Origin of the sequence: Glutamicibacter creatinolyticus, assembly GCF_006094275.1 — a bacterium.
GTDB classification, from domain to species: Bacteria; Actinomycetota; Actinomycetes; order Actinomycetales; family Micrococcaceae; genus Glutamicibacter; species Glutamicibacter creatinolyticus.
The window spans coordinates 1,394,299-1,415,936 of record NZ_CP034412.1 but is presented as its reverse complement, the minus strand read 5'-3'; the positions used below and the strand labels follow the sequence as shown (position 1 = coordinate 1,415,936).

At 57.3% G+C, this 21,638-nt stretch carries 21 protein-coding genes; 3 read left to right on the top strand and 18 right to left on the bottom strand.

Annotated features, from left to right (window positions below; genetic code table 11):
• Positions 1–52: 52 nt before the first annotated feature.
• From GcLGCM259_RS06405 to coaD, 8 genes are all read right to left on the bottom strand, one after another.
• The gene (locus GcLGCM259_RS06405) at positions 53–937 is read right to left on the bottom strand and encodes a glycosyltransferase family 2 protein (protein ID WP_138178374.1); all 885 of its coding nucleotides are present in this window, start codon (positions 935–937) and stop codon (positions 53–55) included.
• Between the two features lie 38 nt (positions 938–975).
• Positions 976–1,794 carry a CDP-alcohol phosphatidyltransferase family protein gene (locus tag GcLGCM259_RS06400; RefSeq protein ID WP_138926104.1) on the bottom strand — a complete coding sequence of 273 codons (819 nt, stop codon included), beginning with the start codon at positions 1,792–1,794 and terminating at the stop codon, positions 976–978.
• Positions 1,784–2,830, bottom strand: a complete 1,047-nt coding sequence (locus GcLGCM259_RS06395; RefSeq protein WP_138926103.1) for a glycosyltransferase family 2 protein — start codon at positions 2,828–2,830, stop codon at positions 1,784–1,786. Before GcLGCM259_RS06395 ends, GcLGCM259_RS06400 begins: the two co-directional genes overlap by 11 nt.
• A gap of 3 nt (positions 2,831–2,833) precedes the next feature.
• Positions 2,834–3,712 carry an ABC transporter ATP-binding protein gene (locus tag GcLGCM259_RS06390; protein WP_246049812.1) on the bottom strand — a complete coding sequence of 293 codons (879 nt, stop codon included), beginning with the start codon at positions 3,710–3,712 and terminating at the stop codon, positions 2,834–2,836.
• Positions 3,702–4,550 (bottom strand): ABC transporter permease, encoded by an 849-nt coding sequence (locus tag GcLGCM259_RS06385; RefSeq protein ID WP_054820473.1) that lies wholly within the window; start codon positions 4,548–4,550, stop codon positions 3,702–3,704. Before GcLGCM259_RS06385 ends, GcLGCM259_RS06390 begins: the two co-directional genes overlap by 11 nt.
• Positions 4,551–4,692: 142 nt before the next feature.
• Positions 4,693–5,763 (bottom strand): LCP family protein, encoded by a 1,071-nt coding sequence (locus GcLGCM259_RS06380; RefSeq protein WP_138926102.1) that lies wholly within the window; start codon positions 5,761–5,763, stop codon positions 4,693–4,695.
• 125 nt (positions 5,764–5,888) lie between these two features.
• Positions 5,889–6,791, bottom strand: coding sequence for a UTP--glucose-1-phosphate uridylyltransferase GalU (gene galU / locus GcLGCM259_RS06375; RefSeq protein ID WP_054820471.1), 903 nt, complete (start codon positions 6,789–6,791; stop codon positions 5,889–5,891).
• A gap of 84 nt (positions 6,792–6,875) precedes the next feature.
• Entirely contained in the window at positions 6,876–7,346 is a 471-nt protein-coding gene (gene coaD, locus GcLGCM259_RS06370; protein WP_138926101.1) for a pantetheine-phosphate adenylyltransferase, read from the bottom strand.
• Between the two features lie 115 nt (positions 7,347–7,461).
• Here coaD and GcLGCM259_RS06365 point away from each other — a divergent pair, with 115 nt between their 5' ends.
• Entirely contained in the window at positions 7,462–8,667 is a 1,206-nt protein-coding gene (locus GcLGCM259_RS06365) for an aminotransferase class I/II-fold pyridoxal phosphate-dependent enzyme (RefSeq protein ID WP_138926100.1), read from the top strand.
• A gap of 3 nt (positions 8,668–8,670) precedes the next feature.
• Positions 8,671–9,453, top strand: coding sequence for a spermidine synthase (locus GcLGCM259_RS06360; protein WP_138926099.1), 783 nt, complete (start codon positions 8,671–8,673; stop codon positions 9,451–9,453).
• On the opposite strand, the gene rsmD is transcribed toward GcLGCM259_RS06360, so the two are convergent.
• The 4 genes from rsmD to GcLGCM259_RS06340 are packed head-to-tail and all read right to left on the bottom strand — an operon-like array spanning position 9,430 to position 14,268.
• Positions 9,430–10,014: a 16S rRNA (guanine(966)-N(2))-methyltransferase RsmD gene (gene rsmD / locus GcLGCM259_RS06355; RefSeq protein WP_138926098.1), complete on the bottom strand. Its 585-nt coding sequence runs from the start codon at positions 10,012–10,014 to the stop codon at positions 9,430–9,432. The genes GcLGCM259_RS06360 and rsmD overlap by 24 nt on opposite strands.
• A gap of 36 nt (positions 10,015–10,050) precedes the next feature.
• The gene (locus tag GcLGCM259_RS06350; RefSeq protein ID WP_138926097.1) at positions 10,051–12,237 is read right to left on the bottom strand and encodes an ATP-dependent DNA helicase RecG; all 2,187 of its coding nucleotides are present in this window, start codon (positions 12,235–12,237) and stop codon (positions 10,051–10,053) included.
• Positions 12,230–13,192 carry a DAK2 domain-containing protein gene (locus tag GcLGCM259_RS06345; RefSeq protein ID WP_175419349.1) on the bottom strand — a complete coding sequence of 321 codons (963 nt, stop codon included), beginning with the start codon at positions 13,190–13,192 and terminating at the stop codon, positions 12,230–12,232. The genes GcLGCM259_RS06350 and GcLGCM259_RS06345 overlap by 8 nt, the downstream gene beginning before the upstream one ends.
• Positions 13,193–13,212: 20 nt before the next feature.
• Entirely contained in the window at positions 13,213–14,268 is a 1,056-nt protein-coding gene (locus GcLGCM259_RS06340; protein WP_138926096.1) for an LCP family protein, read from the bottom strand.
• Here GcLGCM259_RS06340 and GcLGCM259_RS06335 point away from each other — a divergent pair, their 5' ends adjacent.
• Positions 14,269–14,859 carry a DUF3515 domain-containing protein gene (locus GcLGCM259_RS06335; RefSeq protein ID WP_342773593.1) on the top strand — a complete coding sequence of 197 codons (591 nt, stop codon included), beginning with the start codon at positions 14,269–14,271 and terminating at the stop codon, positions 14,857–14,859.
• A 63-nt stretch (positions 14,860–14,922) separates the two neighbouring features.
• Here the strand turns inward: GcLGCM259_RS06335 and GcLGCM259_RS06330 are convergent, their stop codons facing one another.
• From GcLGCM259_RS06330 to leuC, 6 genes are all read right to left on the bottom strand, one after another.
• On the bottom strand, positions 14,923–16,044 hold the full coding sequence (locus GcLGCM259_RS06330) for a D-alanine--D-alanine ligase family protein (RefSeq protein ID WP_138926094.1): 1,122 nt from the start codon (positions 16,042–16,044) through the stop codon (positions 14,923–14,925).
• Positions 16,041–17,045 (bottom strand): NAD(P)H-dependent glycerol-3-phosphate dehydrogenase, encoded by a 1,005-nt coding sequence (locus GcLGCM259_RS06325; protein WP_138927187.1) that lies wholly within the window; start codon positions 17,043–17,045, stop codon positions 16,041–16,043. Before GcLGCM259_RS06325 ends, GcLGCM259_RS06330 begins: the two co-directional genes overlap by 4 nt.
• 36 nt (positions 17,046–17,081) lie before the next feature.
• Positions 17,082–17,864, bottom strand: coding sequence for a lysophospholipid acyltransferase family protein (locus GcLGCM259_RS06320; RefSeq protein WP_246049810.1), 783 nt, complete (start codon positions 17,862–17,864; stop codon positions 17,082–17,084).
• Positions 17,865–17,871: 7 nt separating this feature from the next.
• Positions 17,872–19,212: a UDP-N-acetylglucosamine 1-carboxyvinyltransferase gene (gene murA, locus GcLGCM259_RS06315; RefSeq protein ID WP_138178327.1), complete on the bottom strand. Its 1,341-nt coding sequence runs from the start codon at positions 19,210–19,212 to the stop codon at positions 17,872–17,874.
• 266 nt (positions 19,213–19,478) lie between these two features.
• The gene (leuD, locus tag GcLGCM259_RS06310) at positions 19,479–20,084 is read right to left on the bottom strand and encodes a 3-isopropylmalate dehydratase small subunit (RefSeq protein WP_054820463.1); all 606 of its coding nucleotides are present in this window, start codon (positions 20,082–20,084) and stop codon (positions 19,479–19,481) included.
• Positions 20,085–20,098: 14 nt separating this feature from the next.
• Complete coding sequence (leuC, locus tag GcLGCM259_RS06305; RefSeq protein WP_175419348.1) at positions 20,099–21,547, bottom strand: 3-isopropylmalate dehydratase large subunit; 1,449 nt, start codon at positions 21,545–21,547, stop codon at positions 20,099–20,101.
• Between the last annotated feature and the right edge of the window lie 91 nt (positions 21,548–21,638).

Here is a 21,638-nt window from a genome sequence, read left to right as displayed (position 1 = left end):
AGGCATCGCGGCTGATTCTCCCAATCTAGTCGGTGCGCTCGCAAACGCTAAATCAGATGAGCGGTGGGCGACCGGCCAGGCTCATGCGCAGGATCGTGGCCCAGCGGATTTTCCGGCGCGGCTGCTGGTACCAGGGGCTGCCCTTCCAACCAGCCTTCCAACCGGAGAGGTACTGGCGCACAGCCGACTTGTTCCGACGGAGCCGTAGACATTCCACCATTGCCCAGTCCACGGTGTACAGCCAGCGGAACGGCAGGGGCAGGTTGCGGCGCGCCAGCCAGACGCGGTTGCGCGCGTTCAGGCGGTAAAATTCGTCGTGTCTCCGAGGATCGACCACGGGATGCCCGATTCTCATATCGCCCGCATACCACGCGTATCTACCCGTGTCCCAAACACGCCATGCTAATTCGATGCCCTCGTGGGCGTACCAGAAGCCACCCGCCCATCCTCCGGTTTCTTCGAAAACCTCGCGGGGCATAACCAGGCACGTTTCTCCGACGTGGAATACCTTGCTCGGTACTTCAGCAGATCGCTTGTTCAAGCGCGGAATCCAACGTGTAGGATCATCGTCACGTTCTGGGTCGGTGATTCTAGGCTGTAGTAGCCCCATGCCCGGATGGAGGCGGAATCGTTCAATGGCTGAGGTTAGAAAATTATCTTCAAGGAACCAGGAATCATCATCAAGGAAGCATAGGAATTCGCCTGAGACCATCGGTACACCGGCGTTACGTCCGGCCGGAATTCCCAGATTCTCTGGAAGGAAAAGAGTCCTGATCGAGGCGGGGATTCTTTCAGGGTCCCATCCATTTCCCACCACCACCGCATCGATATTTACGCCTTTCTGGCTAAGAAGAGAGTTGAGTGCACGCTGTAATTCGGCTGGTCTCCTCCCCATAGTCAGAATAACTACCCCCACCGACGGTGGCACTGCATGCATCACGTTCCCCTCACGACTCTTAGTTGTTTTAGGCTTTTCTACTTAAGGCGTGAAGACGCCATTGAAGAGATGAAGTGCCCAATGTTCACTAGGAATGTGGCTGGCAGAAGGATCCAAATCACCCATTTCTCCCCCAACCCCGGTTGGCCGAGAAAGGCTGACACCACGGCGCTAAAGAGTATTATCAAGCTAAGCTCCACAGCGTGCAATAGCTTATGAAAAGGGAGAAATTTGGCCATGGCACGCAGCCGACCGATGAGACTGGTTGTCGGTACCGCTCGCGCTTCAGCGGTATCAGGCAGCTTGCCTAACCCAGCCATTCCACGTGCGGCATGAACCATCAACGATTGAGAGCGGTTCAATACGAGTAGTACGGCCAAACACGCTGCCATGAATAGAGTGGGCCACGCCTGGGAGATCGTCGTTCCATTAGCAGAAAGTTCCCGGAATGCTCGATACCCTAACGCAAGGGGAATGAAGGCTTCGGTAGTGTGATGGCCGACCATGTCAATAAAGATGCCTTTGGGAGACTGACTCGATCTCCAACGGGCTACCTCACCATCCGAGCAATCAAAGTAAAGCTGCAACTGCGACAGCAAGAGTGCCAAAACCGGCCCCCATATGCCGGGGATCAGGAGCGCCAATGACATGCTCCACCCAGCGAGAATCATCAGGCCGGTGACTCCGTTGGCCGTAATTCGAGTGCGCACTAAAACAGCGGTTAGATAGATGGAGACATGCCGAAGGTACAGTTCGGCGGTCCAATGTTCAGCATTCCGCCGCGAGCGGACCTCAGGCGGCTGACAAATCTCGCGCAGTTGCTCGAGCGTTGGATTCTTTGGTCGCTCAACGTCCATGGTTCACTCTGCCTCTATCAACAGTCTTTCCCGCACCGAGAAGCAGTCCGCGCACATACCCAAGAGCCCAGGGAAAGTGAATGGCCGGGAATACCGCCCCTGTGAGAAGCCTTTCACTCGTTCTTGGGGCCTGGCCTCGCATTCCCTCACATACAGCTAGTCCTCCGTAAACATAGGGAGCAGCAGAAACCAAGTTCAAAAAACGCCTCGCGCTGGACGGCCCCGATCTTTTGACCAAGGGCCGCATTAAGTTTGCGACGACGCCAGCGGTTACACCGACTACCATCAGCGGCGGTATTACATGACGCAATGATTTTCCATCGCGGTATCGGCGAGCAATTTCCGCTCTCCAGGTACCGGAGGCAAATGACTGGGAAACCAGAGCACGGAAAGTGTCACGCGGATAATAACCTACTTTCAGCTCCGGATCGAACCAAACTCTGTAGCCCGCTTCCCTGATTCGGTGGCAGAGCTCCCAATCTTGAGCTCGTAGCATGGACTCATCGTAAAAACCCACTTCGTCGAAAACTTCGCGCCGAAAGATTCCGAGATACGCAGACTCGGCTGGACCTTCGGGCGCACCGGAATGGTACGCGGCCCCACCAAAACCAAAGCGTGAATTATAGGCAGCCGCAATGGCGCGTTGTAGCGGGGTTCTGCCGCGAGCGTCCATCAACCCTCCTACATCGTGTGCCTGGACCCGGAATAGTGTCTCGACCCCTCGACGCGTGTAATGCTCCGGCAACTCACTGTGGGCATCGACGCGAATGATGACCGGATAGCTCGAGGCTCGTATCGCCAGATTCAAGGCAATTGGCGTTCGCCCCTCCGGATTTTGCACGAGAACGATACGCTCGTCTGTCTCCGCAAGGCGCTGAGCGACCTCGTTGGTTCCGTCCACACTTGGCCCTAGAGCAATAATCAGTTCCTTTGCCCCTGGGTAGCTCTGGTCAAGAATTGAACCAACGGCATCTACTAAATAATTGGCCTCATTGAGCACAGGCATGACGTATGAAACACCTGGAAAATTAGTCATACGCTACTTCTTGAATTTCTCGTACGCCTTGATGACGGTATTCGGGTCACCGTCCATTTTCTGCACGCCCTTTTCAATCCAGATCACACGATTGCAAGTTTGCCGGATCGATCCCATCGAGTGGGAAACCAGAAAGATCGTTCCTGCGTTCTCGCGCATTTCCCGGATTTTGGCCTCACTGCGTTTGCGGAATTTGGCATCTCCTACAGCTAATGCTTCATCAACAATCAAAATATCGTGCTGTTTGGAAGCTGCAATGGCGAATTTCAGACGCGCACTCATGCCAGACGAATAAGTTCGCATTGGCAGATCGATGAATTCTTCTAGCTCTGCAAACTTAGTGATGTCCTCACGCATTTCTTCCACTTTTGGTCTGTCATAACCAAGTGCCAGCCCACCGAGGGTGATGTTCTTATCGCCTGAAAGGTCGGGAATCAACGCAGCACCTACACCTAGCAGATTCGGCCGCGACGTCGCATACACCGCTCCTGAAGATGGCGGAGTCAATCCTGTAATAGCTCGCAGAAGTGTGGACTTTCCAGACCCGTTGGTCCCGATAATGCCGATCGATTCGTTCTCGTACGCGACGAACGATATCCCCTTTAGAGCGTGAACGGTGCGCAGTCCCCTCATCTTTGTCTGTAGAAGACGACGTGCTCCGGCATTTCCCACAGACTTTCCGCTGGAGTAGACCTGATACTTGACGTGTAGGTTGTCTACAATTACGACAGGGTTTCGGTTGGGATCGATCTCCAGGGAGGACTGCTCCTCCTTTTCTTGCCCTTCACTGGCCTCAAACGTCGTGGCATCTGAGAAAACAGGTTCGGGTTGATATTCGGGGTGCAGTTGCGGATTGATTAGGTCATCGAAACTAATTGACACGGCCGTAACGCTCCTCGGCTTTCCAGAAGAAGATGAGACCAAATATTAGAGTTCCGATCGCCCACGCTGCGATAACAAACCATGCTCGGGGCTCATACGGAACGCTGTCCATGATTAGCGAGCGGGCGAGTGTTAGCGTCTGATAGATCGGGTGATACTCAAAGACAGAGATCATCCACGGCCACGATCCCAGGAGTCGATCAACACTGAAGAGAACGCCAGAAGTGTAGAAGAGAACGCGACCGATCAGTGGAAGGATATTGGTGAAGTCCCTAATGTGAACAGTGATTCGCGCGCAGATGAAAGCAATACCCATGTTAAAGACAGTAAAGAGCAGAACTATCGGGACGATTGCGAACCAGCTCCACTTAGGCATCGATCCCAAAATCACCGCATACAGGAACATTACTACGAGCATCGGCATCAGAGTTAGGAAGTTCTGAGTAACCTGCGCGACGGGCAACGACATTCGAGGAAATGAAAGCGACTGCACGAGCGCAGTGTTGCCGGTGATTGACTTTGCTCCTCCGGTCATAGACGAGCTGAAGAACTCGAAAAGGAAGACGCCAATTACTACGTAAATGGGGAAATCAGCAGGGCGACTACCTCCCTGCAGAACTCCGAAAATGAATCCATACATGAGAGCGTTCAAGGTTGGCTTGAGGACAACCCATACCATACCCAAACGATTGCGCTCATTTTGGGATTGGACGCGTGCCTTCGCAAGTTCATAAATAAAGGTACGCCGCTCCCAAGTCTGCTTGAGATAGTTGCCCAGCGATGGGCGAGCGCCTACCCGGTGCAAACCATGCTGTTCGGCGACCTCGGCAACTGTCATGTTCGTTCGATTCCTCTTGCAACGCGTAAAGATCTAATCGTAAAGTCAATTAGGACAGCTCAAAGTCTAGTTGATAGCGCCATCTAGACGCGCAATCACCTCTGAGTTCCGTTAGTGACTCATCTCGCACTAACGTTCGATATTAATCGGGGGGCGGGTTCTTAGCCAGGTACTCGCTCATTTTATCGGTTCGTAGCGCCTCGCGGATCTGAGAGATTGCTTTCTCGTTCGCTAACTCTATTGACTGTCCATCAGGGCTGATTGAGCTTCCAGCGGTGGGCATTGTGAACATTTTAAGATCTTCTGCACCCACATTCTTAAGTTGCATGCCTAGGCCGACCATTGTCGCAGCGTCAAAAGATTCATCAAAGGTCAGATACGGAGAAACCTTGTCTACCAGGTCATACACCTTGGCCGGATTGGTCAGTACTCCGGGTGCCAACATCTGATCGACCGCTGCCGAAATAAACTTCCTTTGGTTCCGTACACGTTGGTAATCGCCATCGGTGAAGGATTTGCGTTCGCGCACAAACCTAAGAGCCCGATCCCCTTCTAGGGTAATTGAACCTTCAGGGTAGTAGTAATCAGTATCGTTAGCGGTAAATGCGATGTCGTTATCAACGGTGACTCCGCCTAGCGCAGTGCTCAGCTCCCTGAATCCCTCAAAATCGATCATCGCGACGTGATCGATCTTCGTATCAAAAGTTCCTTCCAGCGTCTGCATGAGTAGTGGGACACCGCCCAGGGATATCGCAGAGTTGAGCTTATTCATTCCGTGGCCCGGAATCTCAATCCAAGTATCGCGGACCAATGACATGACGAAGACTTCATCCCGGGTTTCCGGGATATGCACCAGCATCATTGAATCGCTGCGTTGACCGGCCGCTTCGGTAAGAGAATTCGCGCCAGCGTCAGCTTCGTCACTGTGATCCACGCCCAGCAGCAAAATATTCATTGAGCCGTCCTCAGGATCCTTAACTGGACGAGCTTCTTCCTCCTCAGGCGTGAAATCAATCGAAACTGTGCTTTTCTGCGAATTGAACTTATGGCTGAGGTTGAACAGATAGTAGCCTGCACCGAGCGCCGCCACCAGCACCAGGCTCACAACAGAAAGAACAATCGCCCGCACTCTACGCCGACGACGACGTGCGATGCCGAATCGGACGCTACGTGAAGCAACTTCCGTAGATCCACCCTTGCTCTTATGGGACATCCAATACTCCGCTTGTCGGCTGTTTCTTGCTCACAGCGAAGCTACTATACTTTTCACTCTCGTTGCCGCAAATGAAAAGGCTACTCAACATAAATGTGATTATGCTGAGTAGCCCCTCCAAGATCCTAGTTCTCCATATTCGCAGCGAACTCCCGAAGCCACGGCTTCAGTCCGTCGCCCAGTTCGTCGTGCTCTACAGCCAAAGAGATGATCGCCTGCAGGTAGCTCAACTTATCACCCGTGTCGTAACGGCGACCGCGGAACACCACCGCGTATACGCCTGCACCATCACCATCGGCGGCGGCAAGTTCCTGGAGCGCATCAGTCAGCTGAATCTCGTTGCCACGCCCTGGTTGCGTGTGCTCCAGAACCTCGAAAACGCGCGGGTGGAGGAGGTAACGCCCGATGACAGCCAGATTGCTAGGCGCTTCCTCCACTGCTGGTTTTTCAACCAGTCCGTTGACCTTAACGTAGCTCTCCCCGTCAATCTCGGTGACATCTGCGCACCCGTATGCGCTGATGTTTTTTGGATCGACTTCCATCAGTGCGATAACCGAGCCACCAGTACGCTCTTGAACCTCGATCATCGTGTTAAGAACCTCATCGCGCTCATCGATGAGATCGTCGCCCAGAAGAACGGCGAATGGTTCGTTGCCAACATGCTTCTTCGCGCATAGCACTGCGTGCCCAAGACCCTTCGGATCGGTTTGGCGCACGTAGTGGATGTCTCCCAGTGCCGTAGCTTCTTGAACGCTGCGAAGCTTAGCTATGTCTCCCTTGTCTTCCAGCGTCTGCTCCAGAGCCGGAACACGGTCAAAGTGATCCTCGAGAGCACGTTTGCTACGTCCGGTAATCATCAAGACATCATTCAATCCAGCGTTCACTGCTTCAGCCACCACATATTGGATAGCAGGGCGATCTACCACAGGGAGCATTTCCTTTGGCATGGCCTTAGTTGCCGGCAGGAAACGCGTTCCTAATCCGGCCGCTGGTATTACCGCTTTAGTTATCCGGCGCTGAGAATTCATACTATGAGACCTACCAATCTGTTAGTTGATGAAACTGCAATATAGCAGCCTGTGCGTTTGCCGCTCCCAGACGCTGCGGGAGACTCAGAGCTTTGCAATCCGCTTCATAACTGCTCGGGGAAAATACTCTGAAACGTTTCCACCCAACGCCGAGACTTCCTTGAGCAATGAGGAAGATAAATGGGTATACCGGGTGTCCGCCTGCAGGAAGACCGTTTCAACTCCGGTCAGGTGCCGGTTCATCGTTGCCATCGGGATTTCGTACGCGTAGTCAACAGTGCTGCGCAGCCCTTTGACTATGGCCTCCGCTCCATGTTCTTTACAGAAATCGGCAAGCAAACCGTTGCCCATAGGCATCGCAGATACCCCTCTCAGGCCACCGAGAGTCTCGTCGACCATGGCCACGCGTTCTTCCTCACTGAACAGGTATTTCTTAGAATAATTCGTCGAGACGGCAACGATTACCTCGTCAAAAAGACTCGCGGCACGCGCGATGATCTCTACATGACCATTATGGATGGGATCAAAAGATCCGGGGCAGACGGCTCGACGCATAGTCTGAATCTATCAAGAATCCGGCAGGCAACGCCGAAGCCTCAGTTAGTGGCGTGTAACAAGACAAGACGCGACAAGTGTGAATTCCGTTCCAGAGCCGCGCATAATGGTTCCCATGACGACACCTAGCCCATGGTTGCGAACCGCCCTTGGCGCGAATCTGGTTGATGCCCGTGGCCAGATGGGCCGCACCATTTTTGAAGAGATCACCGCGCTTGCATCCAAACATGGGGCGGTTAACCTCGGTCAGGGTTTCCCCGATACCGAGGGCCCGCAAGAAATCCGCGACATCGCCATCCAAGCAATCGCGGACGGTGCGAATCAGTACGCTCCGGGTGGTGGTGTTCCAGCATTGCGTGAAGCAGTTGCCGAGCACCAGCACCGGTTCTACGGTCTCGCGGTGGATCCCGGAAACCAGGTGGTAATAACTACTGGTGCGACGGAAGCCATCGCGGCTTCCGTCCTTGCCTTTACGGAACCCGGCGACGAAGTGGTCACTTTCGAGCCCTTCTATGACTCGTACGGGGCCACGATTGGGTTGGCTAATGGAGTTCACCGCGTCGTGCCGCTGCGCCAGCCTGATTTCCAACCCGATCTGGATGAGCTAGCATCCGTGATCAACGACCGCACACGATTGATCATCCTCAATAACCCCCACAATCCCACCGGCGCCGTCTTCAGTCCCAACGTTCTACAACGCATTATCGAATTGGCCCACCGGCATGACTGTCTGGTCATTTCGGATGAAGTCTATGAACACCTGACCTTTGGGGTCGCCCATACCCCCATTGCTTCCCTCCCCGGAGGATTTGAACGAAGCATCACCATCTCCTCGGCAGGCAAGACCTTCTCTTTCACGGGGTGGAAGGTTGGCTGGGTCACCGGCCCTGAGCACCTCATCGATGCTGTCAGGACAGTCAAACAATTTTTGACTTACTCTTCAGGGCCAGCATTTCAGCAAGCGGTTGCCCAAGCCTTGCAACTGCCCGCCAGCTACTTCGCTGATTTCGCTTCAGGTCTAGCTGCTCGGATGGAGCAGCTGGCCGATGGCCTGGAAGCTGCGGGTATGACGGTCCTGCGTCCCCAGGGCACCTACTTCCTCGTAACGGACATTGCACCGCTTGGATTATCGGACGCGGTAAATACCGCCCGTCTCCTGCCCGAGAGAGCGGGCGTGGCTGCCATTCCACTCTCGGTGTTCTGCAAGAACACCCATGATGAACGTAGCTCGACGTTGTTGCGCTTCGCGTTCTGCAAACGTCCTGAAGTGCTTCAGTTGGCTATTGAGCGCTTGAATTCGCTGCAAACAAAACTGGGTTGAGTTGTGGCAGCACATCATCCCTCCCAGTGGCTGAGTATCCGTCAAGCCCATGCCGTTATCGAGACGGATCCATTGATTGCCGGCGCCAAGGTGCTCTCCATCGGTGATGCCCCGCAGTCTCATGTCAACATGGATCACCCGAGCAAGATCGCCTACGAGTACCTGGCTCGTATTGCCAACCACGTGAAAGTCCTCCATCCAACAGCCGGGCCTCTTCGTTTGTTGCATTTGGGAGCGGGTGCCCTGACTCTGGCACGGTGGGCGGGACAACAGTACCCGGGCAGCACACAAGTCGCCGTGGACCTCGAACGAGAACTTGTGGACTTCGTCCTTCGCGAATTGCCCCTGCCGGCAGGAACACAGCTAAACACGATCACCGCAGATGCGCGCAACGTGTTGACTTCAGAGTTGGCTAACGAGACCTACGAGGTCATCGTCCTGGACATCTTCAGCGGACCGGACGCCCCCGAACATCTCACCACCCCGGACTACTATGGGCTGTTGGCTTCCTGCCTCTCCCCCTGTGGCGTACTGTTCGTCAACATCGGAGATGACCCACCGCTGCGCTTCACGGACAGTCAGGTTGCGGCCGCGCGAGCCAATTTCAACTTCGTTGCCGTCAGCGCCCCGACCGAAATGTTCAGCCGGAGATATCCAGGAAACCTCGTACTTAGCGCCACAAATCGGTCGGTGAATTCCTCCACCGTCGAGGAATGGAAGGCTGCGGGGCCTCATCCTTCGGAAGTACTCAGTGGAACCGACCTAGATCGGTTCGGCAAACCATAGATGGGTCTCCCCGTATTTTTTATCGGCTAAGGGCGCTAGCGCCTCGGGCCACCGAGGCGCAGAAGAACGGCTCGATCGCTCTACCACTACGGTTGCATCATCAGCCAAAACTCGGGTGACTTTCTGCAAGGTCTGCGCCAGTTCGTCATCCGTCAAGGGATACGGTGGGTCCAAGAACACTAGGTCAAAGGTGCGGCTAGGATTCCCGGTTTGGTTATCAAAGAAACCTTCCAGCACCGTATCGACACTGCCTCGGTGCACGTGAATGGTTTCGGCTTTTAGGACGCGGTTAATGGTTCCGGCGTTTTGCTGACACACCACCGCTGCCTTGGGCGCTTTTTCAACCAGGAGGACGTTGCGAGCCCCGCGGCTGGCTGCCTCGCAGCCCAATGCCCCGGAGCCGGCGAACAGATCCAATACGCGCGAGGACTGCAAGACATCCCAGCTTTCCAGGCGTGAGAACAAGGCCTCCTTAACCCGGTCGGTTGTGGGCCGGGTCGCGTTCCCGGGAACAGACTTGAGGCTGATTCCACCGGCGGCCCCTGCAATGATGCGGCTCATGATGTGCCCTTCCCTGAATGGGTCAAAAACGTCACTTTAGTTCTTTTCGAGGAATTCGCGGGTGGAGTCATCCACCCAGGAAGCAAGGGTCGTGGCAAGACGCGGAAAATCAGTCTTCCATGTTCCCGATCTCGTCAATAGCGCCACATCATCGCGCGCCCGTTCGATGATGTTCCGGTCCTTCATCACGCTGAGCACTTTTAGCGATGAACGGCTGCCCGACTGCTGGACTCCGAGGATGTTACCTTCCTTGCGTTCGGCCAGATCCGCTTCGGCAAGTTCGAACCCGTCAATACTTCCCACCACGGTGCGCAGCCGGTTCACCGAGGGGTGATCCGCGTCCAGCCACGTGGTGAGCAAACAGGTGCCGGGCAAGCCACCGCGGCCTACTCGACCGCGCAGCTGGTGGAGCTGGGAGATGCCAAAATTTTCTGCATCAACGATGACCATCAACGTCGCGTTATGAACGTCAACACCGACTTCAATGACCGTCGTGGAAATCAGCACATCAATCTCCCCGGCAGCAAATTCTTCCATGATTGCGTGCTTGTCCTCGGCGTGCAATTGGGAATGGAGCGACTCCACGCGCACCTGGTCGAAGAGCGGGATGGAGTGCATCAGCTCATGCATGGCCTCGACGCTCATTGGTTCCCTGTCGCCCGCAGTCGCAGATACCGTGGGCACGCCGCTCTCACCGCGAGTGTCGGAAATACGAGGGCATACTACATACACCTGGTGCCCCTTGGACACTTCCTCGGCGATCCGGTGAAACAGGCGTTGCTGATACCCGGGCAGTTGCAGCGGTACCAGGTGCGTGGTGATGGGTGCCCTCCCAAAGGGCATTCGCCGGATGGTGGAGATTTCCAAATCCCCGAACACCGTCATGGCGACAGTGCGGGGTATCGGGGTCGCGGTCATTACCAGGGTATGCGGGACCGAGCCGTTGCCCTTGGCGCGCAGCGTGTCCCGCTGCTCAACCCCGAAGCGGTGTTGCTCATCAACTACGACCAGCCCGAGGTCCGCGAACTGAACCTGCTCTCCCAGCAACGCGTGGGTACCGATGATGAGCCCGGTTTCGCCACTGGCAATCCCCAGCAGAGCCTGTCGGCGTTGCGCAGTTTTAGCCGAGCCGGTCAATAGGGCAACACCGGTGCCTTCAGCCTGACCGAAGAGGCCAGGATCAGTCAGGGGTCCGAGCATGCTCCGGATTGATTCGTAATGCTGGGTCGCCAAGACTTCGGTCGGGGCCAGCAGTGCTGCCTGTCCCCCGGCATCAATGACCTGGAGGATGGCTCGCAGGGCCACCAACGTCTTTCCGGAGCCAACTTCGCCCTGCAGCAGTCGGTGCATGGGGTGCGCTTTTTGCAGGTCGTCGCTGATTTCCCTCCCCACGGTGATCTGCTCGTCGGTCAGTTGGAAGGGCAGGTTCGCATCAAAGCGGGCACCGATTCCTGCGGCTTTGGGTGGACGGGGTGTGGCCCGCTGCTGGCTGACCTCGCTGCTGCGCTCGGCTAAGGACAACAGCAAGAGCAGCGCTTCCTCATAAGCGAAGCGGTTGCGTGCCCGGTACCCGTCACGGATCTCCTGGGGCTGATGCCGTTCCAGCAGGGCTTGGAAGCGGTTGGCGTAGCCGCGCGACTCCAATAGGTTCTGTGGGATGAATTCCGGTACATCCTCGGGCGATAGACGGTCAAGTACGAGCTGCATCAGATCACGGATCTTCTTATTCGGCATTTTGGCTGATGCCGGGTAGATCGGGATGGGTCGTGGGTCGGCTTCGGCCGCCTCATCTAGGATCGCGTACTCCGGCTGGCTGAGCTGCAGGTGGTCCTGATACCAGCTGACCTTGCCGGAGAACATTGCCACGGTATCGTGCTGGAGTTCGTTGCGGGCCTGATATCCGTTGAAGAATGTCATCCGCAGTTGCTGACCGTTGGCGTCGAGCTCATCGCTGACGGTCACCTCAAAGATGAATCCCCGTCGGGAGTGCATTTTGCGCTGGCTGGTGTTTACCACGCGGGCAACAATGGTGACGTGTTCGTCGTAGGGAAGCTCCGAAATCGGGGTCAGTTCCCCGACTTCGACATAGCGTCGCGGAAAGTGTGCTAAAAACTCACCGACTGTTTCATAGCCGAAGGCCTTCTGCAGCTGTTTGGCATTATTGCCCCCAACAACGGTAGCCAAAGGAGCTTCAAGCAGGGAGCTGCGCGTCATTTCAGGCATCGTGGTGGCATAGGTCGGTGATACTAAGGTTGACCGGCTCGGCATACTGGCGAATCAGGGCCAATGCCTCTTCGGGTTCGGGGACGTGCACGTGTACGCGCCAGCGGAACGCCTCGCCCCGCTGGTTCACCGGTGACATGATCACCGAATCACCAATGGAATCCAATTGCCCGCGCAAAGTAGCGGCACCGAGTGCATCCAAGGTGACGGTGCACATCACCTCCACCCCTTCGGCGTTGTCAACCGAAAGATGGACGTGCGGGTCTTGGATGTTGTATCCGTGGAAGGTTTCATAGAATTCAAACTGCGCGTCCGTGCCGCGCACTGCGGCGCACAATTCATCAATGATGATCAACATGCCGACAGCGCCGGCATCCACAACGCCGGCTTCCGCCAGGCTCGGCAGTTCATTTTCTGTTCCCTGGACAGCCAGCCGGGAGGCCTGGGCGACTTGTGTCAGCAGTTCGTCCAGGGCTGCTCGGCTTTCCGGGTCATGCTTCAGGTGCATTACGGTGCTGCTCGCCGCCAAGGCGGCAGCGTTGATTACCGAAAGCATGGTTCCGTCTACAGGGTCGCTGAGAGCGGACCATGCCCGCACCTTTGCTCGTTCCAGGCCTGCCGCCAACCCGGGCGCGGTGAGACGGTCAGCGCCGATCAGCGGCTCAGCCAAACCGCTGAGGAAGACGGCAAGCAATGTTCCGGAGTTGCCACGCGCAGACTCCATGGCGGCGCGGGCGGCTATTTCCAGATATCCACCCACGTCCGGGCTGTCCAGCTCACTCACGGCATCATGCCCGGCGCGGGCGGTGAGATACAGGTTGCTGCCTGTGTCACCGTCCGCGACCGGAAAGACGTTAATCGCGTTGAGCCGATCCGAGTGATTGCCTAGACTCTTAACGCTCCGTTCCAGCCATTGGGTGATGGCTCGTCCGGAGGTATCGAGTTTTTGGCTCATGGGGAATCAATCTTTCTGCATCACCGTGACAAGTCTGTCGACGCCACGAATTCATCGACCTTATCGTCTTGTAACGCCTTACCGAACTTGTCGATGACCTCCATGTCAGGAATGACAATGGATTGCCCGTCTGCCGACCGTCCCGGTCCCTTATTCGGAAGCGTAAAGAAGGTCATATCGGAGGGACGCACATCCAGCATACCGGTCGAAAGCTTAGCCACGGCCGCAGAATTCAGCGAGTCATCGACCGCAATGAAGGGAGAGATCTCTGAAATAACATCCGAAACCTTTCCGGGATTCGTCAGCGTCTCCCGTGACATGATTTGTCCCAACATCGCCTTCACGAACAGCTGCTGATTTTTCACGCGTTGATAATCGCTGCCAGGGAACGACTTGCGTTCCCGGACGAATGCGAGGGCCTGTTCGCCATCCAGTGTCTGGGTTCCTGCCGGGAAATACATCCCGTTGGTGATCGACTGACGGAAGGCGATCGGGTTGTTGATAGTGACGCCGCCCAGAGCGTCGGTCAACCCCTTGAATCCTTCAAAGTCGATCGAAGCAACATGGTTGATTCTCACCCCGAAGAGGTTTTCCAGCGTTTCGACGGCCTTGGGAACTCCCCCGCTGGCAAACGCACGGTTGATCTTGGCGGTTCCAACGCCGGGAATGTCCAGCCACGTATCGCGCATGATGGAGGTGACATACACATTTTCACGGTTCTCCGGAATGTGGACCAACATCATGGTGTCAGACCGACCACCGTTGGGCAGAGTGCCGAACCCCTCGTCATCGTCCCCGTCAGCGCGTTGTTCGCGAGTGTCGCTGCCCAAAAGCAGAATATTTACTGCGTCCTTGGATTCCTCTTTCACCTCCGGGCGCGTTTCCTCTGCCGGAAATGCGTCGGGCAGACGCTGCGAGTTTTCGTCGAAAGTGCGTCCCAAGTTCCAAACATAGAGACCGGCGACGATTGCCGCTATGACAACAAGTGCCAAGACAGTAATGAGGACACCTAGTCCCCGACGTTTCTTTCGCCGTGGACGTTTAGTCTCTTCCACCGCTGCAGTTGGTTCAGACATATGCAACCTTTCACACTTTTAACTCACTACATCTTAGCTATCAGAAATGACAGGTACGCTAATAAGGTGGCCAAAATGAGTTTTCTTCGCAAACCGTTATCAAGTCGAGTCTCAAGATTCAGTAAACGCGCAGGCTTGGTTGCTGGCTCCATGGCCGCCGTCACACTTTTGACGGGGTGCCAAGCTGTGCTGAACGTTGAAGCCGCACCAGATGCCGCGAATCCTCGCTGCGCCGACATGATGGTAGTCCTCCCGGAAGTCATGGGTGACGTTGAAAAGCGCCCGACCAGTTCTCAGGCTACTGCGGCGTGGGGAGATCCTGCTCAAGTGGTGCTACGGTGCGGCGTCCAGGTGCCCGGCCCCACTCCGGACCCCTGCGTCTCGGTCAACGGGGTTGACTGGATTGCTCGGGAGGGAGACGACGGGGTGTGGACACTGACCACCTATGGACGGAGCCCGGCCACGGAGATTCTCTTAGATCCTCAAGAAATTCCCTCGAGCACTGTCACGGCTTCTCTGGCTGATGCTGCAAGCAAGATCCCTGCCGAGCGTAAATGCGTCTCGTACGACAAGGCCCTAGACAACATGTAGGAACACGAACCAATAGGCAGCACCCGGCATACCGGGTGCTGCCTATTGGCAGTAAATCACGCCTTAGCGCAGTCCAGTCGTACGTTCCAACGCCAGATCAATCAGTCGATGAATCAACTCCGGGTACTCAATGCCGGTCTTTTGCCACATGTGTGGGTACATACTCGACGGAGTAAATCCGGGCATGGTGTTGATTTCATTGATGATCCACTCCCCTTCCGGGGTGTAGAAGAAGTCAACCCGAGAGAGTCCTTCCGCGTTGACGGCGTCGAATGCCTTGACCGCCAGGTCACGAATGGCGGCAGTGGCTTCATCGCTGAGCACCGCCGGGCAGGTCAGTTTTGCCGCAGCGCCGTTGACGTATTTGGCTTGGAAATCATAGAAGGCGTTATCCGGGCTTTCCACCGCAATCTCGCCGGGCAGTGAAGCACGTGCAACGTTAGCGCCGTTGCCCTCCAGCACGCCACACTCGATTTCACGACCTTCAATGCCCTGCTCAACGATGACCTTGGGGTCCTCGGCGCGAGCAAAGTCAATCGCGGCCGCCAGTCCATCCTTGGAATCAACCTTCGTGATACCAACAGAGGAACCAGCACGAGCGGGTTTGACGAATAACGGGTAGTCCAGGACATCACACTTATCGAGGCAAGCCTGTGGCTCGCGCTGCCATTCCTTGTTACCAATGACAACGTAGGGCCCCACGTTAAACCCTGCTGCCTCGAAAATGACCTTCATGAAGTGCTTATCCATGCCGACAGCGCTGGCTGCGATGCCGGAACCGACATAGGGCACTCCGCTGATTTCCAGCAGGCCCTGAATGGAGCCGTCCTCGCCAAAAGGTCCATGCAGGAGTGGGAAGACCACGTCGACCTTGCCCAGATCCTCGACCGTGTCCCCGTTCCGGGCGATCAGCCTGGTTTCCACGCCGTTGCTCGAAAGCGCCACGGCGGTGCTCACACTGGTGATCTCGGGCAGGTCGCTGCCGGTCAGCGACCAGTCGCGCGGATCCTCTTCGACGAGTGTCCAGGCACCCTTGCGGGTGATTCCCACCGGAATGACCTCGAACTGTTCCGCATCAATGGCATGCATGACGCCGGCAGCCGTGACACAGGAGACCGGGTGTTCGGAGGACTGGCCGCCCATCAGAAGCAGGACTCGCGGTTTGGTTTCCTTGGCCTCACTCATGACTGCAGCTCTCCTTCGGATTTAAGATCACGTGCCAGCAAGCGCTGGGCCATGTTTTCCACGCTCAAGTTCCCCTCCAGAACCATGGTGACGGCCTCGGTGATGGGCATATCCACCCCATGAGCCGTGGCAAGGTCAAAAACGGCCCGTGCTGATTTGATGCCTTCGGCCGTCTGCGACATGCGGTCGTTAACCTCTTCCAGGAACAGGCCCTGACCCAACAGGCGGCCGGCTGTATTGTTGCGTGACAGCGCCGATGAGCAGGTGGCCACCAGATCCCCTAGCCCGGAAAGTCCGGCCAGGGTGTCCATGCGTCCGCCCAGGGAGAGAACTAGGCGGGTGGTTTCGGCAAGACCTCGGGTAATGACGCTGGACTTGGTGTTGTCCCCGAACCCCATGCCATCGCACATTCCCACGGCCAGCGCAATAATATTCTTGACAATACCGCCGAGCTCAACCCCCAGCACGTCATCATTTGTGTAGGGACGGAAGTACGGAGCCGAGCAGAGTTCGGCAATCCAGGTGGCGACTTCCGGGTCGGTGCACGCCACGACGGATGCCGTTGGCTGCTCCCGGGCGATTTCCATGGCGAGGTTCGGGCCGGAAAGCACCGCGACCTTGTCCTGTGGCAGTGCCGTGACTTCGGCGATCACTTCACTCATGCGAAGATCGGTACCGCGCTCCAGACCCTTCATCAAGGACAGCAGCACCGCCCCGGTCTCCAGGTACTGTTTGAACTCAGCGAGCTCGCTGCGCAAGGACTGCGAAGGGATGGCCAGAACCACCAGATCGGCTTGGGCAAGTACTTCGGCCTTGTCACTTGAGGCGCTGATATTCGCCGGCAACTTGGTTTCACGCAGGTACCGCGAGTTCGTGTGCCGTTCGTTGATCTCCGCCGCTGCTTCGCTACGCCGCGCCCAGATCATCACGGGAATGTCATGATGCTCCACCGCGTCTGCCAGCACCTTGGCGAAGGTGGTCCCCCAGCTTCCGGCACCCATGACGGCGATCTTACGTGGCAAGGTATTCGGCACTTTTCAGTCCTCTACGGCTGGCTTGTTCTTTTCGGTGACAGAAGTTGATGCTTCATAGCTGGAACCGGTGGCCGCCTGGCCGTGCTCGCTGGGATCCCATAGCTTGGCTGGCGGCTCTTCACCGCGCAGCTCGGCCTGCAAACGGGTCACCTCACGCATAATGCGGTCCGTGGCCTCCTGCAGGACGCTGCGGGTCCTCGGGCCATTGCGCAAATCATCCAGGTCCACCGCGGGCCCGGCTGAGATCACCACGTGCTTGCGCGGAAACAGGTTCAGTTTCTTGCTGTAGCGTGGCAGCAGTTCCTGGGCGCCCCAGTGCGCCATGGGCACAACCGGGGCACCGGTCTGCAGGGCCAGCCGCGCCGCGCCGGTGTGCCCGCGCATGGGCCACAGGTTTGGATCGCGGGTCAGCGTCCCTTCTGGGTAAATGATGATTACCCCACCCGCGTCCAGCACCTGCTTGGCCACCACCAGTGAGTCACCGGCTGCGCTGCTCTTGCGCGCCACGGGCACCTGTCCGGAGGCTTTCATGATCCATCCCAGCACGGGGGCCGTGAACAATGATTCCTTGGCAAGCCAACGCGGCAATCGGCCATTGCTGTACATGGCGTGGCCAATCACGAGCGGGTCGATCTTGGTGACGTGATTGACGCAGAGGATGAAGCCGCCCTGCGGAAGGGAGTCAAAGCCCTTCCAGGTCTTGCCGATCAAGGCATTCATCACCGGCCGAACGGCGCCGGCCAGGCCTGCAAAGATCAGCCTGGACTTCAGCGGTTCCTTGCTCACCGTGCTGTCAGCTGCCAACCTTCACTCCCGCTTCGTGGAGCTCTACGTTGGCGCCCAGGGAGATGAGCTTTTCAGTGAAGTGCTCATAACCGCGGTTGATGATTTCAATTCCAGTTACGGTGCTGGTGCCTTCGGCGGCCAGGGCCGCGATCAGGTGGGAGAACCCGCCACGCAGATCCGGGATATCCACGTCGGTACCGCGCAGGTCGACTGGGCCCATGACAACCGCCGAGTGCTTGAAGTTGCGGTGGCCGAAGCGGCAGGGGGTGGAACCAAGGCAATCCACGTGAACCTGGACGGTTGCGCCCATTCGTTGCAGCGCCTCGGTGAATCCGAAACGGTTTTCGTACACGGTTTCATGGATCACCGATACCCCGCTGGCCTGGGTCAAGGCCACCACCAATGGCTGCTGCCAATCGGTCATGAACCCCGGGTGGACGTCGGTTTCCAGGATCAGCGGGTTTAGCTCGCCACCGGGGTGGTAGAAGCGGATGCCATTGTGCTTGACCTCGAACTCTCCGCCGATCTGGCGGTATACGTGCAGGAAGGCGGTCAGGTCCCGTTGCTGGGCATCCTCGACGAAGATATCACCCTTGGTCACCAGTGCGGCCGAAGCCCATGAGGCAGCCTCATTGCGGTCCGGCAGGGCGGTATGGTCATAGCCTTGGAGCTCATCCACACCCTGGATCCGGATGATCCGGTCGCGGTGCACGGAGATGATGGCGCCCATCTTCTGCAGCAGCGCGATCAGGTCCAGGATTTCTGGTTCAATAGCGGCGTTGCGCACCTCGGTCACGCCGCGGGCGCGAACAGCCGAGAGCAGTACCTGTTCGGTGGTGCCCACCGACGGGTAGGGCAGATCGAGCTTGGCGCCGGACAGGCCCTGGGGCGCGGAGATCCGGATGCCGTCCTCACCCTTGTGAACCACGGCGCCGAATTCGCGCAGAACATCCAGGTGGAAATCGATGGGTCGGTCACCAATCCGGCAACCGCCCAGGTCCGGGATGAAGGCCTGGCCGAGCGAATGAATCAGCGGGCCACAGAAAAGAATCGGGATGCGCGAGTCACCAGCATGGGCGTCAATCGCGCGGTTGGAGGCGGACTTCGCGTCGGTGGGATCCATCGTCAGGTCCCCGGTCTGCGGGTCCTGCGTGACATTGACCCCGTGTAGTTCCAGTAAACTGCGTACCACTGAAACGTCCTTGATTTCCGGGACGTTGCGCAGGACCGAGGGCGTATTGCCGAGCAGAGAGGCAACCATGGCCTTGGGGACCAAGTTCTTGGCTCCGCCAACTCTTACGGTGCCTTTCAGTGGCACACCACCATGGATTGTCAGGATCTTGCCCATGAATGAATTACCCTCATCACGTAGTTGAAACTGTCCACTGCCTTCGGATTCCGAAAGTGGATAGGACTAAGCCAGCATACCGCCTGGCCCTGTGTCCTCTTGGTTCCAACGTTGCGAGCCGTCCACATTATTTCCGTCTTATCAGGCAATTCACACCACATCTTGGGAAAGCACTGCGCTGGAAGGCAATAAAGGCGGCACCGCCGTCTTTCCAATGAGAAATCGGGTGGTGCCGCCCACAGCATGATGTGACCGAATAGCAGGAGTCAGCTGGCGGTGCGTGCTGGCAGGGTCTTCGGTTTGAAGGAAGGTCGTGACTGCTCGTACTCGGTGATGGCGTCCTCGTGCTGCAGCGTCAGACCAATGTCATCCAGCCCCTCCATCAGGCGCCAGCGGGTGTAGTCGTCAATATCGAACGGGGCAACCAGGGAACCACAGGTGACAGTCCGGGAGTCCAGGTCCACGGTGATCTGCGTACCTGGATTGTTGTCCAGTTCCTTCCAGATCAACTCAATGTCATCCTGAGCCAGCTGGGCCGCCACCAAGCCCTGTTTTCCGGAGTTGCCCCGGAAGATATCGGCAAACCTTGATGAGAGCACTGCCTTGAACCCGTAGTCCTTCAAGGCCCACACGGCGTGTTCACGAGAAGAGCCGGTGCCGAAGTCGGGACCCGCCACCAACACGCTGCCTGAGGAGTAGGGCTCCTGGTTCAGGATGAAGTTCTCATCCTTGCGCCAGCCGGCGAACAGCGCGTCCTCGAAACCGGTACGAGTAATGCGCTTGAGGTAGACGGCCGGGATGATCTGGTCGGTGTCCACGTTGCTAGAGCGCAGGGGAACACCGATTCCGGTATGAGAGGTGAACTTTTCCATGGAAGCGTTCCTTTCTAGACGGCAACCGGAGTCTGGGCGACATCCGAGGGTGAGGACAGGGTTCCGCGAATGGCCGTGGACGCGGCGACCAGTGGTGACACCAGGTGGGTTCGCCCACCCTTGCCCTGGCGTCCCTCAAAGTTGCGGTTCGAGGTTGAGGCGCAGCGCTCCCCTTCCGAGAGCTGGTCCGGGTTCATGCCCAGGCACATGGAGCACCCTGCGAAACGCCACTCGGCCCCAAAGTCCTTGAAGATCTTGTCCAGGCCCTCGGCCTCTGCCTCCAGGCGAACACGAGCCGAGCCGGGGACCACGATCATGCGCACGTCCGGATCCTTTTCCCGCCCCTTAATGATCTCTGCGGCGGCGCGCAGATCCTCCATGCGCGAGTTCGTGCAGGAGCCCAGGAACACGGTGTCCACCCGAATGTCCTTCATGGGGGTTCCGGCTTCCAGCCCCATGTACTTCAGGGCGCGTTCACAGGCCTGACGGTCATTTTCGTCCTCGAAGTCCTCAGGACCTGGCACCGAGTCCGACAGTGACACCCCCTGGCCCGGGTTCGTTCCCCAGGTAACGAAGGGCTCGAGTTCGTCCGCGTTCAGGAAGACTTCGGCGTCGAATTCGGCGCCTTCGTCGGTGTGCAGGGTCTTCCAGTGCTCGACTGCGGCTTCCCAGTCTTCGCCTTCCGGCGCGTGTGGGCGTCCCTTGACGTACTCGAAAGTGGTCTCATCCGGTGCGATCATACCCGCACGGGCGCCGGCTTCGATGGACATGTTGCAAATGGTCATGCGTGCATCCATGGACAGGGATCGGATGGCCGAGCCCCGGTATTCCAGGACGTAGCCCTGTCCCCCGCCGGTGCCAATCTTGGCAATCACGGCCAGGATGATGTCCTTGGAAGTGACACCGGGTTTGAGTGTTCCCTCCACGTTGATGGCCATGGTCTTGAACGGCTTCAGACTCAGGGACTGGGTGGCCATGACGTGTTCCACCTCGGAGGTGCCGATGCCGAAGGCCAAAGCACCGAAGGCGCCGTGGGTGGAGGTATGGGAGTCACCGCACACCACGGTCATGCCCGGTTGGGTCAAGCCCAGCTGGGGCCCGACCACGTGCACGATTCCCTGTTCTTTGTCGCCCAGCGAGTGCAGGCGCACCCCGAATTCCTTGCAGTTATCCCGCAGGGTGTGAATCTGGGTACGGCTGGTCAGATCCGCAATGGGCTTGTCGATGTCAAGCGTGGGAGTGTTGTGGTCTTCGGTCGCGATGGTCAGATCTGGGCGACGCAGCTTCCGACCGGCCAGGCGCAGCCCCTCAAAGGCCTGCGGGCTGGTGACCTCATGCAGTAGATGAAGGTCAATGAAGATCAAATCGGGCTGACGCGCAGCTCCTTCGCCTTCTCCGCGACGCACAACGTGGGCGTTCCAGACCTTCTCGGCCAGTGTCATGGGTGACTGCTGCGCAGACATACGACACACTCCTTCAACTTGTTCTTCCTACAGTTTCCAGTGTGCCAGCGCTTGGGCGGAGATTTCCAATATGCGGACTTGAATCTCAAAT